Origin of the sequence: Aeromonas rivipollensis (genome assembly GCF_037811135.1) — a bacterium.
Lineage (GTDB): Bacteria > Pseudomonadota > Gammaproteobacteria > Enterobacterales > Aeromonadaceae > Aeromonas > Aeromonas rivipollensis.
The window spans coordinates 1654432-1668072 of the sequence record NZ_CP149130.1; the positions used below are offsets into that span (position 1 = coordinate 1654432).

Below are 13641 nucleotides of genomic sequence, written 5' to 3' on the forward strand. Positions count from 1 at the left end.
TTTCTCACGGTAATGATCCTCACAGCTTGGCCGCAGCCTTGACCTTGCCGAAGACGGCGGTGTTATCGAGGGAGCCGTGGAAGCTGTCAGCCCCCTGGCCGATGGCGCCGAGGAAGACGTCGGTGCCGCCATGGGTCTCGCTGCCAATCTCGCCCACCTTGACCACCACCTCCTGGTGATAGTCGTCGGCCGAGACGGTGGCATCGTCGAGCGGTGCCACGCCGCTGCGCGGGCCATCCACCCGGTTGTAGCCGTTGCCAAAGCCGATGATGGTGTAGGGCATGCCGTCGCTGTCCTTGCTCGGCTCGCCTGTCTCGTAGTTCTTCACCAGCCCGAGCACGCCGGGGTTACCAGCCGTGGTCTTGCCGGTGCGCTTGGCGTAACCATTCAGGACTAGCGTATGGTCATGGTCGGCGGTGACCACTATCAGGGTGTTTTTCAGCTCGGGGTCGGTCTTCTTCACCTCGTCGATGGTGGCCTTGATGGCGTCGTCGAAGGCGAGGGTATCTTGCAGGGCGCGCTTGGCGTTGGTGTCGTGCAGGGCGTGGTCGATGCGGCCCCCTTCCACCATCAGGAAGTAACCCTTCTCCTTGTCCTTGAGCTGTTTGATGGCGGCCAGGGTCATCTGGGCAAGGGAGGGCTCGCTGGCGGGCCTGTCCAGGTCATATTTCATGTGGCTGGCGCCAAACAGCCCCAGCAGCGGCTTGCCCGCCTCGGCCTGGTTAAGCTCGTCCAGGTTGCTGGCAAACTGGTAGCCCTTGGCCTGCATCTCGCTGATGAGGTTGCGGCCATCCTCCCGCTTGCCCTTGTCGGCGGTGGGCAGGAAGAAGCTGCTGCCGCCACCGAGCACCACGTCCAGCCCCTCTTTCAGGGCGCCGTTGTAACCGGCGCCGCCCGGCACCAGCTGGGCGGCGATGTCGGCTTCCAGATCCCGGTTGCAGATGTGGGCATAGGTGGCGGCCGGAGTGGCGTGGGTCACCCGGGTGCTGGTGACCACGCCGGTGCCGCGGCCGTCGGCCTTGGCCAGCTCCAGCAAGGTGGTGACCGGCTTGCCGGCGCTCTGGCTGCAGTCGCTCTCATAGGTGGCGTCGCTGTCCATGCTGATGACGCCGTTGTTGCTCTTGACCCCTGTCATGTAGGCCGCCATGGAGGGGGCCGAGTCGGTGACCTGGGCGTCGTGGGAGAAGGTCTTGATGAAGGCCGTCTCCGGAAGTGTGTCTATGGTGAGGCTTCCCTCTTCCCCCACGCCGTAGATGCGGGCGGCGGTCAGGGTGTTGAGGCCCATGCCGTCGCCGAGGAAGAAGATGACGTTTTTGGCGCTGGGCTCCGGGGTGCTGCTGTCATTGTTGGAGTTGCAGCCGGCGACCAGGGTGGCGCCTATCATCACTGCAAGTCCTGCCATGTTTCTCATTGGGGTTCGCTCCTTGTAAAACCTGAGCGCAGCCTAGAGGGGGCAGATGACACTTTTAGTGAGTCTGGATGACAATACGGTGAAGGCACCGTATAAATGTTATGTTGTATCAACTACTTATTGATAGCTGTCTGCCCTTCTGCCCCAGGCCGCCGTGGTGGCGCCGGCGCCGCTGCGGTGCATGTTTGTGGTCACAATGGCCTGTCAAATCGGGGCCGCAGCAGGTAAAATGCGCCCCCTTGCGATGAGTGCCAGCGGTTTGGCGCATCACCAGGCGCTCGCAGCCCCCAGCGGGAGCCCGCATCCCCAATGAGAGAGTAACGGATATGTCCATCAACTGGTTCCCCGGCCACATGCACAAGGCCCGCAAAGAAATTGCCGAGGTCATGCCCCAGGTCGATGTCATCATCGAGATGCTCGATGCCCGCATCCCCTTCTCCAGCGAGAACCCCCTGGTGCCCGAGCTGCGTGGGGATACTCCTGTCATCAAGGTGCTGAACAAGGCGGATCTCGCCGATCCGGCGATCACCGAGCTGTGGGTGGCGCACATGGAACAAGAGAAGGGGATCAAGGCGTTGCCCCTGACCCAGCAGGAGCCGGAGAAGATCAAGGCGCTGCTGACCCTGTGCCACGAGATGCTGCCGGAGCGCAACTTCGACCTGCGCGGGGTGCGGGCCATGATCATGGGCATCCCCAACGTGGGCAAGTCCACCCTGATCAACACACTGGCGGGGCGCATCATAGCCCGGACCGGCAACGAGGCGGGGGTGACCAAGTCCCAGCAGCGGATCAAGCTGGACAACAACGTCATCCTGACCGATACCCCGGGCTTCCTCTGGCCCAAGCTGAACCCGCCCTCCTGCGGCTACCGGCTGGCCATCACCGCGGCCATCAAGGACACCGTTTTTGACTACGCCGACATCGCCATGTTCGCCGCCGATTACTTCATCAAGGCCTACCCAGAGCGGATCAAGGCCCGCTACCAGATAACCGATCTGCCCGAGACCGAGATCGAGCTGCTGGAGATGATCGCCCGTCAGCGCGCCTTCGTGCGCAAGGGGGGCCTGGCCGACCTGCACAAGGCCTCCGAGATCCTGGTCAACGAGTTCCGCTCAGGCATGTTGGGGCGCATCTCCCTGGAGACCCCGGAAATGGTGAGTGCCGAGATCATACTGGCGGCAGAAGAGGCCGAACAGAAGGCCAAGGAGAAGGCGGAGCGGGAAGAGGAGCGCCAGGCGCGGGCCCGTCGCAAGTACGCCAAAAAGCGTCAGAAATAGCCGGCATTGTGCCCGGTATAAAGAAGAGGCGGCCCAGGGCCGCCTCTTCTTGTTATGGCGTTCTGATCTGGGCGAGGCAAAGAGGCCGATATTCAACCGCTCATCTCTTCGCCATCACGGCCGACCATCCCCTCACTCAACGGAACAAGCCCGATGCAGGGCAGGGGTGGCAGGGGGTCTGACAATGACGCAGCGGCTGCGCGCAGAAAAACCTTGGCGTCGCTTGTTCGGTGCCGATTGACAATGGCATTGGCGGTGGCATGATGCGCTCGCATTTTGCATCTCCCCAGGGTTTTATCCATGACCACATACTCCCGTCCGGTGCTGCTCCTGCTCTGTGGCCTGCTGCTGCTGACCCTGGCCATCGCAGTGTTGAATACCCTGGTGCCGCTCTGGCTCGCCCATGACAAGCTGCCGACCTGGCAGGTGGGCATGGTCGGCTCCGCCTATTTTTGCGGCAACCTGCTGGGGACCCTGCTGGCGGGAACCTTGATCAAGCGTTTCGGGTTCAACCGCAGCTACTACCTGGCCTCCGCGCTCTTTGCCGCAGCCTGTGTCGGGCTTGGGCTCACCCTGGGCTTCTGGAGCTGGCTAACCTGGCGATTCATCGCCGGCATCGGCTGCGCCATGATCTGGGTGGTGGTTGAGAGTGCGCTGATGTGCAGCGGCAACGCGGGCAACCGGGGGCGCCTGCTCGCCGCCTACATGATGGTCTATTACCTGGGGACTGTGCTCGGGCAACTGCTGGTCAGCACGCTGCCGACCGCGCTGATGGATGTACTGCCCTGGGTCACTGGCCTGGTACTGGCCGCCATCCTGCCGCTGCTGTTTACCCGCATTGTCAACGAGCAGGGCGAGCAGCAGGGGGCAACCCGGGTGTGGCCCATGCTGCGCCTGCGTCAGGCGCGCCTTGGGGTGAATGGCTGCATCATCTCCGGCATAGTGTTGGGGTCGCTCTATGGCCTGATGCCGCTTTACCTGAACCACCAGGGGGTGAGTGATGCCGGTATCGGTTACTGGATGGCGGTAATGGTGAGCGCCGGCATCCTGGGGCAGTGGCCTGCCGGCCGCCTGGCGGACAGGTTCGGTCGCTTGCCGGTACTGCGGATGCAGGTGCTGGTGGTCATCCTGGGCGCTCTGGCGATGCTCGGCAACCTGGCGATGGGCCCGGCGCTCTTCATCCTGGGCGCCGCCGGTTTTACCCTCTATCCGGTGGCCATGGCCTGGGCCTGCGAGAAGGTCGAGCAGCATCAGCTGGTGGCGATGAATCAGGCGCTGCTGCTGAGCTACACCATCGGCAGCCTGCTCGGCCCGGCCTATACCTCGCTCTTGATGCAGCACTACTCGGACAAGCTGCTGTTTATCATGATCGCCAGCGTGTCCTTCATCTATCTGCTGATGTTGCTGCGCCCCGTGGGTGAGCATCCGACGCCGGTGGCACATGCCTGATGGCGAGTGTCTGATGGAAAGAGCGCCGAGGGCCATGCATGACGCCATGCCCTGTCTCTGGTGACAGGCGCTGCAAAACGCAGCTGTGCCCTATATAAGAAGAGGCGGCCCCGGGGCCGCCTTGTTGTTATCAGGGGTTGGCGAGGGGGGAAGGGGCGCTAGCCATAGCGCTTTTTCGCCTCTTCGAACAGGGAGAGGTGCAGCGGGATCAACTGCCGCCAGTCGCGCCGATAACCGCCTCCCGGTACGGCGGCGATGGGCAGGCCATGGCTTATCGCACAGTCAAACACCATGGCGTCCCGCTGGCGCACCCCGGCGTCGCTCAGGGAGAGATAACCGAGCTCATCGGCCTGGTGCACGTCGACCCCGGCCTGGTAGAGGATGAGGTCGGGGCGGTAGAGGCGCAGCGCCAGTGACAGCGCCTGGGTCAGAGTCTCGAGGTAGGCGTCGTCCTGCATGCCGGTGGGCAGCGGGAAGTCGAGGTGAGAGGCTGGCTTGTGGTGGGGGAAGTTGTGCTCCCCATGCAGGGAGAGGGTGATGATGTCCCGGCTCCCCGTGCACAGGGCGGCGCTGCCATCCCCTTGATGGACATCGAGATCCACGATGAGCACCTGTTCGCAGCGCCCCTCGTCGAGGCAGGCCCGGGCCGCTATCACCAGATCGTTGAACAGGCAGAAGCCGCTGCCAAAGTCCCGGTGGGCGTGATGATAGCCGCCGGAGACCTGCAGGCCGCAGCCCTGCTCGAGGGCATGGCGGCTGGCGGCTATGGTGGCACCGACCGAGCGCAGGGTGCGCTCAATCAGCATGGGCGACCAGGGAAAGCCGAGTCGGCGGATGGCGCCGTCATCCAGGGTGCCGGCAAGGGCCGCCGCCACATAGTCGGCGTCGTGGACCCGTGCTATCTGCTGGTGGCTCGCGGCGGGCGCCTCTGCCAGCGGATAGCCCAGTGCTGCCAGCATCTGGTAGATCGCCTGGTACTTGGCCAGGGGAAAGCGGTGACGCTCGGGCAGCGTCAGGGAGGAGTAGTGGGGGTGATAGAAGATGCGCAGGGACATGGCAATCGGCCTGAACGGATATGAAAAAGGGGAGCCAGGCTCCCCTCTGTGCATAAAGCGACGCGGCTGCGCCCTTATTGCTGCTGGATCACCCATATCTGGAAGGCTTTGCGGGTCTCCGCATCGGCCTTGTTGTACCAGTTTTGCAGCTGGGTCAGGGCTTCCGGATTGCTCTGGGCCTTGCTCGGCGCCACTTCCACCGGCGCGCTGGCGGCGGCCATCACGGCAGCGCTTGAGACGGCAACGGTCTTGGGCTGGTTGAAGGCCTTGCCCATCTTCAGCAGCTCCTGCTGGTAGTCGCGGGTCAGCTGGAAGCCACCCACTTTCGGCATGACGAACTGCTCGCTGGCCAGGGCCTGACCGCTGACCTTGTCCTTGAGGACGACCTTCTGCTCTTTCACGAACGCCTTGGCTTCGTCTTCGTTACGGGGCTTCTTGAAATCCAGCATCAGGGTCTGGTTGTCACCGGCGGTGAAGTTGATCACCAGGGGCTCGGCGGTCACCAGCTTGATGTCGTTGCGGTTGGAGTAGTTGCCTTCGAAGGCTACCACCACCTGGTGCTTGCCGGCACTGATGGGGAAGCTGCTGGTCTTCTCCAGCAGTTTGGGATTGATGGACTCGCCATCGATCAGCTGTACCACATAGGGATTGTGTATTTCCAGTTGGCTATCAGCCAGGGCGCTACCTGCCCACAACAGACCAGCCAGAGCCGGCACCAGAACAGTCAGTTTCATTTCATCTCCTTGAACAGTCAGGCGATTGCCCACTGAAAAATAGGGGCTCATTTTTACAGGTTTGCCCCACAGCGGCAATAGCCGTTTGTGGCGCCGCCCGGCAGGCAGCTTGCTGACTTATCTGTCAAATAAACCCGGCATGGCTCACTCGATACGCCGGGTGAAGGGGGGCAGCGCGTCGAGCAAGCCCTTACCGTAGCGTTTGGTAAGAAGGCGCCGATCGAGAATGGTTACTCGGCCCCGATCGGCTTCCTTGCGGATCAGACGACCACAGGCCTGAATGAGTTTGCGGGACGCTTCTGGCACAGTCAGCTGCAGGAAGGGGTTGCCACCTCGTTTCTCGACCCACTCGGCGGTCGCCTCTTCCACCGGGGAGTTCGGCACCGCGAAGGGGAGCTTGGTGATCACCAGGTTGGTGAGGTAGTGGCCGGGCAGGTCCAGTCCCTCGGAGAAGCTGCCGGTGCCAAAGAGGATGCTGGCCTGGCCGCCATCGCACTTCTGTTTGTGCAAGGTCAGCAGGGCGTTGCGCGACGCCTCCCCCTGCACCAGCAGGGAGAGCCCCTTGGCCCGCAGCCCCACCGCCACCTCGTTCATCTGCCGATAGGAGGAGAAGAGCACCAGGCTCGCCTCCTTGCCTGCCAGCAGACGGGGCAGGGTATCGACCAGCTCCTGGGTAAAGCCGGGTGCGCTGGGTTCATGGGTCATTTTTGGCAGATAGAGCTCGGCCTTGTGGTACTCGAAAGGAGAGCGCAGCCGCAGATAACGGGTGCCGTCGTGCTCCTTGAGCCCCACCTGATGGCGGAAATAGCTGAAGGAGGAGAGGGCGGTGAGGGTGGCCGAGACCAGCACTGCGCCCAGACAGCGGGACCAGAGCCACTCTTCCAGCAGATAACCCACCTCTATGGGGGAGGCGTGCAGCCAGATGTCCCCATCCTCGCTCCTGGCCATCCAGCGGGCCAGCGGTGTCTTGCCCGTGGGCACGTGACGACTCAGCATCTCCCACAGGGCGCAGAAACTCTCCAGCCGCTGCAGGTGAAAACCGCTCTCCGCCAGCAGGGGCTCGGCCTCCTTGCGACGGATCTCGCCATCCTTGAGCGCCTCGCCGATGGCGCCTTGCATCCTGTCCAGCGCACGCAGCGCTTTCTTGCTCGCCTCCTTCAGGTTCTCCGCCAGCATGGGCAGGGGATCGGGCAGCACCCCTTCGGCAAATCTGTGGTGCTGCTCGGTGCCAAACAGCTGATCGTTGCCGGCGAGCCACTGCTCCAGCGCCTTGAGATCCGGTTGCAGGGAGGCCAGGGCATCCTGCAGCTTGAGCTGGGGGTCGAGCAAGCTCTCCTTGTTCAGCGCCCTGGCCAGCTTGCCGGCGCTCTGCACCAGTTTTTCCAGCCAGCGGCGGGACCCCTTGATACTGGCGGAGGCGGCGCCGTGATCCCGGGCTATGGTCGGCAGGTGGTGAGCCTCATCCAGCACATAGATACACTCGTCCGGTGGCGGCAGTATGATGCCGCCGCCCATGGTGAGGTCGGAGAGCAGCAGGGCATGATTGACTACCAGCACATCGGCGGCGTCCATGTCGTTCCTAGCACGGTGGAAGGGGCAGTGCTGATGGTGGCTCAGCGCCTTGTTGCAGCTGTGGCGATCGGCGGCGATGCGATCCCAGCACAGATCCGGAATGGGCTTGGGCCAATTGTCCCTGTCCCCGTCCCACTTCCCCTCGGTGTAGGCCTGCCACAGCGCCTGATAGCGCTCCTTGTCAGAATCTGACGGCTTGTGCTTGCTCAAGCTGCCGAAATCGAGTTCGAAATTGGCCATATCGGCGCCGCTTGCCGCTTGTTCAAGCAGATGTTCGCAGCAGTAACGCTGGCGGCCCTTGACCAGCATGAAGCGAAACGGCAGCTCGCTGTGGCGATGGTAAAAGGGCAGGTCCTTGTGGATCAGCTGCTCCTGCAGGGCGACGGTGGCGGTGGAGATCACCAGCTTCTTCTGGGTGAGCCGCGCCACTGGTATGGCGCCCTGGGCATAGGAGAGGGATTTGCCGATGCCGGTGCCCGCTTCGGCCACCAGGATACGGCGACTCTTTTCATACTCTCCGGTGAGGGTCTTGGCGATTTCGGCCACCAGAAAATTCTGCTCCTTGCGCGGCACAAAACCGGGTAAACCATCGGCAATCTGTCGATAGGTATTGCGAATGGTGGCTTTGAGGCGAGTCGATAGCATGAATGGGGCGTGACCGTGTCTGGGATGAATGGTCACAGGATACCCGCAACAGGCGGCCTGGGTCGAGGCAAGGCGAGGCAGGGGTTATGGGCCGGGATCCGCACTTATGTCATGGGGTGGATGACACGTGCAATAAACCACCAAAAAAGGGCGTTTCAGGCAGCGAGTATCGCTGTAAACGTTTTCCCTGGGAGGGCAAACAATATGGGATTCAGCTCACAATTTTTTCCCTATGACTATGGTTTTCTCAAAAAGTTCCAAGTTTTTTCGTTGCGGATCGTAAAACCCGGTGATAGTCTCGGCGGCATAGTGATGCAAAGAACATCGCTAACACAGGGAATAACAAGGACTTAGTGTTTAATTACAGTAGGCATTGGAAACAACTATGAAAAAGACAATTCTGGCTATCGCTATCCCGGCTCTGTTCGCATCTGCCGCTAACGCCGCAGTCGTTTATGACAAAGACGGTACCTCTTTTGATATCTACGGCCGTGTTCAGGCTAACTACTATGCAGACGCTGACGACGCCAGCCCCATCACTGCCAGCAACGCTGGTGATGCCGAGCTGATCGGTTCCTCCCGTCTGGGCTGGTCCGGTAAAGTCGCGCTGAACAACACCTGGTCCGGTATTGCCAAGACCGAGTGGCAGGTTTCCGCCGAAAACTCCGACAACAAGTTCAACTCCCGTCACATCTGGGTTGGCTTCGACGGTACCCAGTACGGCAAGATCATCTTCGGCCAGACCGACACCGCGTTCTACGACGTGCTGGAGCCGACCGATATCTTCAACGAGTGGGGTGATTACGGTAACTTCTACGACGGTCGTCAAGAAGGCCAGATCATCTACTCCAACACCTTCGGTGGTTTCAAGGGCAAAGTGTCCTACCAGACCAACGACGACGAAGCCGTCAAGGTTTCTGACATGGGTGGCCAAACCGTCACTACCGTATTCCCGGACCTGAAGCGTAACTACGGCTACGCAGCTGCCATCGGTTATGACTTCGACTTCGGTCTGGGCCTGAACGGCGGTTACGCTTACTCCGACCTGGAAAGCACCACCAGCACCAACACTGGTGACAAGTCCGAGTGGGCGCTGGGCGCACACTACGCCATCAACGGCTTCTACTTCGCCGGTGTCTACACCGAAGGCGACCTGAAGAACGACACCACCGGTTACAAGGGTGAAGGTCGTGGCTACGAACTGGCTGCTTCCTACAACGTTGATGCCTGGACCTTCCTGGCTGGCTACAACTTCAAGGAAGGCAAGGACAACTCTGCCGGTTCTTCCTACGAAGACATGGTTGACGAAACCCTGCTGGGCGTACAGTACAACTTCACTTCCAAGCTGAAGGCGTACACCGAGTACAAGATCCAGGGTATCGATGACATGGACGACGAGTTCACTGTTGCCCTGCAATACAACTTCTAATCCAGTCTTAGTACGGATTTAGTTGATAAACGGCCAAGCTTGCTTGGCCGTTTTGTTTTATCTGTTTTTCACCTTCCTCATTCCCCGCCGTTTGGCCCTGCGCCAGGTCACGTTGTCTCTTTTCCGCCCTTGGCTCCTTCGTCGTAAATCGCTAGATTATTCAATTCGTTGAAAGATGGTCTGCCGACAGGGAAGGATGAGTGTGATCGATTTCAGTCACCCCGAGTGGCGAGCGCTGGCTCAGCAGTTGCTGGACGAGGCGCCCCAGGTTATCCGCGGCCGCCAATGGCAGCCCCTCATCGGCATGCTCAGGGACAATCAGTTGCTGCTCCCCCTTGGCAATCACCGCTATGAGCTGACCCCGGCCGGACGGCGCTATCTCACCCGTGAGCTGATGCTGGCCGAGCTGGCCTGTGCTCCCCCCGAGCCCGAGGAGTGGCTCCATGCCCAGAGTTGGCAACTGGGGGAGCGGGTCAACGAGCGGGTGCTGGCTGCACTCTATCGTAAGGGGGAGGCGAGCTTCAGTCCGGTCGAGCAGATCAACTTTGAAGACAAGGGGATACGGCTGTGCAGCGATCTGCCGCTGCGCCTGCGGGCCGCCCGCCCGTTCAGCCTGTTCTTCAGCGGTGGCACCCTGCTCGATGCGGCCCCCTGGTTGCACACCCTGGGAGAGGTGGCGCTACCCGCCCGCACCCTGGCGGGCCTTGGCAAGATCCTCTGGGGCGAGGGGGAGATCCAGCGGGTGATCAGCACCGACTCCGTTGGCGTCTTCGCCGAGCTGAGTCTCCCGGACGACGCCTTGCTGGTCTGGCTGCCCGCCCAGGATCCCGGCGCCCTGCAACCCCTGATTGCCGCCTTACCGCCCCAGACCCTCTGGAGCCACCTCACCGCATTGGACCCGGCCGGTGTCGACAGGGTACTGGTATTGGCTCAGCGGCTGGGGCGCCCGGCTAGCTGGTGGCTGCCCCGGGAACTGGCTCCCATCAAGGAGGCCTATGCCGCCCCTCTGCAGGACGCTCGCCCCTGGGAGCCGAGCCGGATCCCCCGTCCATTGCGGGCTTTGTGCAGCGATCTGGTGGAATCCAACCGCGGCCTGTCGGCCGAGGTATGCGCCCTGGCATCGGGCTGGCATGCCATCGGCTGAGGGGGGCCGCCATCCCCCTTGAGAAAGCGGTTTTCCCCTATGGAAGGCAGTGGTATAAAGAGTTGACGGAGCGCTCGCCAAAGGGGCGCTTTTGTTTGCCAACCTACTTTGCCAGCCAACGAACTCAACGGAATACAGGGAATACCATGTTTGAAAAGGTTGTTGCCGCCCCAGCGGATCCGATCCTGGGCCTGACCGAAGCCTTCCGTGCCGACTCTCGCAGCCACAAGATCAATCTGGGGGTCGGGATCTACAAGGATGAGACCGGTGCCACTCCTATCCTTCATTGCGTCAAGAAAGCCGAGCAGAAGCTCTTGACCGACGAGAAGACCAAGAACTACCTCGGCATCGAGGGCAATATCGAATATGGTCGCATAGTGCAGCAACTGCTGTTCGGGCAGGACTCCGCTCTGGTCGCCAGCGGCCGCGCCAAGACAGCCCAGGCGCCGGGTGGTACCGGTGCCCTGCGCATCGCCGCCGAGTTCGTGGTGCGCAACGGTCTGGCCAAGACCATCTGGATCTCCGATCCCACCTGGGCCAACCACGTCAGCGTGTTCCAGGCCGCCGGCCTCACCGTCAAGTGGTACAAGTACTACGATGCGGCGACCAAGGGTCTCGACTTTGCCGCCATGCAGGCGTCGCTTTCCGAAGCGCAGGCCGGCGATCTGGTGCTGCTGCACGGCTGCTGCCACAACCCGACCGGCATAGACCCGACTGCTGATCAGTGGCGCGCCCTGGCCAAACAGAGCGCCGCCGCCGGCTGGCTGCCGCTGTTTGACTTCGCCTATCAGGGTTTTGCCCGTGGTATAGAGGAAGATGCCGAGGGGCTGCGCATCTTCGCCGAGTGCCATGACGAACTGCTGGTAGCGAGCTCCTTCTCCAAGAACTTCGGCCTCTACAACGAGCGGGTCGGTGCCTTCACCCTGGTCAGCGCGACCAAGGCGATTGCCGACGTGGCCTTCACCCAGGTCAAGACCGTCATCCGTGCCAACTACTCCAACCCGCCGTCACATGGCGCCGCCGTGGTGACCACCATCGTCAGCGATCCGGCCCTCTATGCACAGTGGGTGGAAGAGGTGGCGGCCATGCGGGTGCGCATTCGCGAGATGCGCGAACTGCTGGTAGAGAAGTTGGCTGCCCTCGGTGTGAGCCAGGACTTCAGCTTCATCCGCGAGCAGAACGGCATGTTCTCCTTCTCCGGTCTCTCCAAGGATCAGGTGGAGCGCCTCAAGAGCGAGTTTGCCATCTACATCGTCGGCTCCGGCCGGATCAGCGTGGCCGGGATCACCCGCGCCAACATAGATCCCCTGTGCGATGCCATCGCCAAGGTGCTGTAAGCACAACCATCGGCATCCGCTCAGTAAAAAGCCCGCCATGTCGGCGGGCTTTTTCATGCCTGTTTTTCGGCATCAGCGGCGCCGTTTGCTGCCCCCGAGCAGGGAGCCCAGCACTCCGCGCACCAGATGACGTCTCACCTCGTTGCCCAGGGTGCGGGCCACACTCTTGGCGGCGGTCTGCACCACGCCGTCATGCTGGCCACCGCGCGGGCCCGTGCGCCCGAACAGGATGCCGTTGAGAGCATCGAGCAATCCGCCCCCCTGCTCCGACGGGGTCTGGGGAGCATCATCGGAGGCAGCTGGTGCCCCGCCATTGAGGCGCTCGAAGGCGGATTCGCGATCCTCGCGGGTCTCGTATCTGCCGTGGAGCACAGACCCCTGGATCAGGGCCTGCCGCTCGGTGTCGCTCAGAGGACCTATGCGGCTGGCGGGCGGGGCGATGAAGGCGCGCTCCACCACGCTTGGACGCCCCTTCTCGTCGAGCAGGGAGACCAGGGCCTCGCCCACCCCGAGCTCGGTGATGACGCCGGCCGCGTCGAAGGCAGGGTTGGCCCTCAGGGTGTTGGCGGCGATACGCACCGCCTTCTGATCGCTCGGGGTAAAGGCGCGCAGGGCGTGCTGCACCCGGTTGCCGAGCTGCCCCAGCACGCTGTCGGGAATGTCGGCCGGGCTCTGGGTCACGAAATAGACGCCCACTCCTTTCGAGCGGATGAGGCGCACCACCAGCTCTATCTTCTCCAGCAGCGCCCTGGGGGCGTCGTTGAACAGCAGGTGGGCCTCGTCGAAGAAGAACACCAGCACCGGCTTGTCCGGATCCCCCACCTCGGGCAGTTGCTCGAACAGCTCGGACAACAGCCAGAGCAGGAAGCAGGCATAGAGGCGGCTGGACTGGGTGAGCTTGCCGGCCGCCAGCACGTTGATGTGGCCCTGGCTGGCCCCGTCGGTCTGCAGCAGATCCTGGATGTCCAGCATGGGCTCGCCGAAGAAGTGGTCTCCTCCGGCGCTCTCCAGGGTGAGCAGGTTGCGCAGTATGGCGCCGATGGAGGCGGTGGACACATTGCCATAGCGGGTGGTGAGGGATTTGGCGTTGTCCCCGGCAAACTGCACCATGGCGCGCAAGTCTTTCAGATCGAGCAGCAGCAAGCCTTCGTCGTCCGCCACCTTGAACACCAGCTCCAGCACCCCGCTCTGGGTGTCGTTGAGGCCGAGCAGGCGGGCCAGCAGCAGGGGGCCCATGTCGGAGACGGTGGCCCGCACCGGGTGCCCCTGCTCCGCAAACAGGTCCCAGAACAGGGTCGGGCTGGGGGCGAAGGCGGGGGCCGGGATGCCGAACTGGGCCAGCCGGGCATCCAGCTTGCTCGACGGGGTACCGGCGGCGCCGAGGCCGCTGAGATCCCCCTTCACATCCGCCAGGAAGACCGGCACCCCGAGGCGGGAGAACCCCTCTGCCAGCACCTGCAGGGTGACTGTCTTGCCGGTCCCCGTGGCGCCTGTGATGAGGCCATGGCGGTTGGCCATGGCGGGCAGCAGTGAGATGGGTTGGCCATTGGCATAGGCCAGCGTCAGGGGTTGGGCCATGGTGAACTCC

At 62.5% G+C, this 13641-nt stretch carries 11 protein-coding genes; 5 read left to right on the forward strand and 6 right to left on the reverse strand.

Translation table 11 applies throughout. From position 1 onward, the window contains the following. Positions 1 to 19: 19 nt before the first annotated feature. Positions 20 to 1411 carry an alkaline phosphatase gene (locus tag WIR04_RS07580; RefSeq protein ID WP_338891646.1) on the reverse strand — a complete coding sequence of 464 codons (1392 nt, stop codon included), beginning with the start codon at positions 1409 to 1411 and terminating at the stop codon, positions 20 to 22. Positions 1412 to 1737: 326 nt separating this feature from the next. On the opposite strand from WIR04_RS07580, the gene ylqF reads away from it, so the two are divergent. Next, the gene (ylqF, locus tag WIR04_RS07585; RefSeq protein ID WP_161507024.1) at positions 1738 to 2688 is read left to right on the forward strand and encodes a ribosome biogenesis GTPase YlqF; all 951 of its coding nucleotides are present in this window, start codon (positions 1738 to 1740) and stop codon (positions 2686 to 2688) included. 92 nt (positions 2689 to 2780) lie between these two features. Here the strand turns inward: ylqF and WIR04_RS07590 are convergent, their stop codons facing one another. Continuing rightward, a complete protein-coding gene (locus WIR04_RS07590; protein WP_338891650.1) occupies positions 2781 to 2990 on the reverse strand; it encodes a hypothetical protein in 210 nt (69 codons plus the stop codon). Here WIR04_RS07590 and WIR04_RS07595 point away from each other — a divergent pair. Beyond that, the gene (locus tag WIR04_RS07595) at positions 2989 to 4137 is read left to right on the forward strand and encodes an MFS transporter (protein ID WP_338891652.1); all 1149 of its coding nucleotides are present in this window, start codon (positions 2989 to 2991) and stop codon (positions 4135 to 4137) included. The two genes, WIR04_RS07590 and WIR04_RS07595, sit on opposite strands and share 2 nt — an antisense overlap. A 158-nt stretch (positions 4138 to 4295) precedes the next feature. Here the strand turns inward: WIR04_RS07595 and WIR04_RS07600 are convergent, their stop codons facing one another. The 3 genes from WIR04_RS07600 to dinG form a co-directional block, all read right to left on the reverse strand. Further along, a complete protein-coding gene (locus tag WIR04_RS07600) occupies positions 4296 to 5192 on the reverse strand; it encodes a histone deacetylase (RefSeq protein ID WP_338891654.1) in 897 nt (298 codons plus the stop codon). Positions 5193 to 5266: 74 nt separating this feature from the next. Further along, positions 5267 to 5926: a DUF2057 family protein gene (locus tag WIR04_RS07605; RefSeq protein ID WP_307764394.1), complete on the reverse strand. Its 660-nt coding sequence runs from the start codon at positions 5924 to 5926 to the stop codon at positions 5267 to 5269. Positions 5927 to 6070: 144 nt separating this feature from the next. Next, a complete protein-coding gene (gene dinG, locus WIR04_RS07610) occupies positions 6071 to 8143 on the reverse strand; it encodes an ATP-dependent DNA helicase DinG (RefSeq protein ID WP_025327488.1) in 2073 nt (690 codons plus the stop codon). 385 nt (positions 8144 to 8528) lie between these two features. On the opposite strand from dinG, the gene WIR04_RS07615 reads away from it, so the two are divergent. The 3 genes from WIR04_RS07615 to WIR04_RS07625 all read left to right on the forward strand — a co-directional run bounded on the left by WIR04_RS07615 (position 8529) and on the right by WIR04_RS07625 (position 12053). Beyond that, a complete protein-coding gene (locus WIR04_RS07615) occupies positions 8529 to 9572 on the forward strand; it encodes a porin (protein WP_025327487.1) in 1044 nt (347 codons plus the stop codon). A gap of 202 nt (positions 9573 to 9774) precedes the next feature. Then, positions 9775 to 10716: a hypothetical protein gene (locus WIR04_RS07620; RefSeq protein WP_307764396.1), complete on the forward strand. Its 942-nt coding sequence runs from the start codon at positions 9775 to 9777 to the stop codon at positions 10714 to 10716. Between the two features lie 146 nt (positions 10717 to 10862). Beyond that, positions 10863 to 12053 (forward strand): amino acid aminotransferase, encoded by a 1191-nt coding sequence (locus WIR04_RS07625; protein WP_226172312.1) that lies wholly within the window; start codon positions 10863 to 10865, stop codon positions 12051 to 12053. A 72-nt stretch (positions 12054 to 12125) separates the two neighbouring features. Here WIR04_RS07625 and WIR04_RS07630 read toward each other — a convergent pair whose 3' ends face one another. Then, positions 12126 to 13631, reverse strand: coding sequence for a helicase HerA-like domain-containing protein (locus WIR04_RS07630; protein ID WP_338891659.1), 1506 nt, complete (start codon positions 13629 to 13631; stop codon positions 12126 to 12128). Positions 13632 to 13641: the final 10 nt, after the last annotated feature.

What these genes read in the sequence shown, in the direction of transcription:
- WIR04_RS07580 (WP_338891646.1), bottom strand. Translation starts at nt 1,411, where the DNA reads ATGAGAAACATGGCAGGACTTGCAGTGATGATAGGCGCCACCCTGGTC.
- ylqF (WP_161507024.1), top strand. Translation starts at nt 1,738, where the DNA reads ATGTCCATCAACTGGTTCCCCGGCCACATGCACAAGGCCCGCAAAGAA.
- WIR04_RS07595 (WP_338891652.1), top strand. Translation starts at nt 2,989, where the DNA reads ATGACCACATACTCCCGTCCGGTGCTGCTCCTGCTCTGTGGCCTGCTG.
- WIR04_RS07590 (WP_338891650.1), bottom strand. Translation starts at nt 2,990, where the DNA reads ATGGATAAAACCCTGGGGAGATGCAAAATGCGAGCGCATCATGCCACC.
- WIR04_RS07600 (WP_338891654.1), bottom strand. Translation starts at nt 5,192, where the DNA reads ATGTCCCTGCGCATCTTCTATCACCCCCACTACTCCTCCCTGACGCTG.
- WIR04_RS07605 (WP_307764394.1), bottom strand. Translation starts at nt 5,926, where the DNA reads ATGAAACTGACTGTTCTGGTGCCGGCTCTGGCTGGTCTGTTGTGGGCA.
- dinG (WP_025327488.1), bottom strand. Translation starts at nt 8,143, where the DNA reads ATGCTATCGACTCGCCTCAAAGCCACCATTCGCAATACCTATCGACAG.
- WIR04_RS07615 (WP_025327487.1), top strand. Translation starts at nt 8,529, where the DNA reads ATGAAAAAGACAATTCTGGCTATCGCTATCCCGGCTCTGTTCGCATCT.
- WIR04_RS07625 (WP_226172312.1), top strand. Translation starts at nt 10,863, where the DNA reads ATGTTTGAAAAGGTTGTTGCCGCCCCAGCGGATCCGATCCTGGGCCTG.
- WIR04_RS07630 (WP_338891659.1), bottom strand. Translation starts at nt 13,631, where the DNA reads ATGGCCCAACCCCTGACGCTGGCCTATGCCAATGGCCAACCCATCTCA.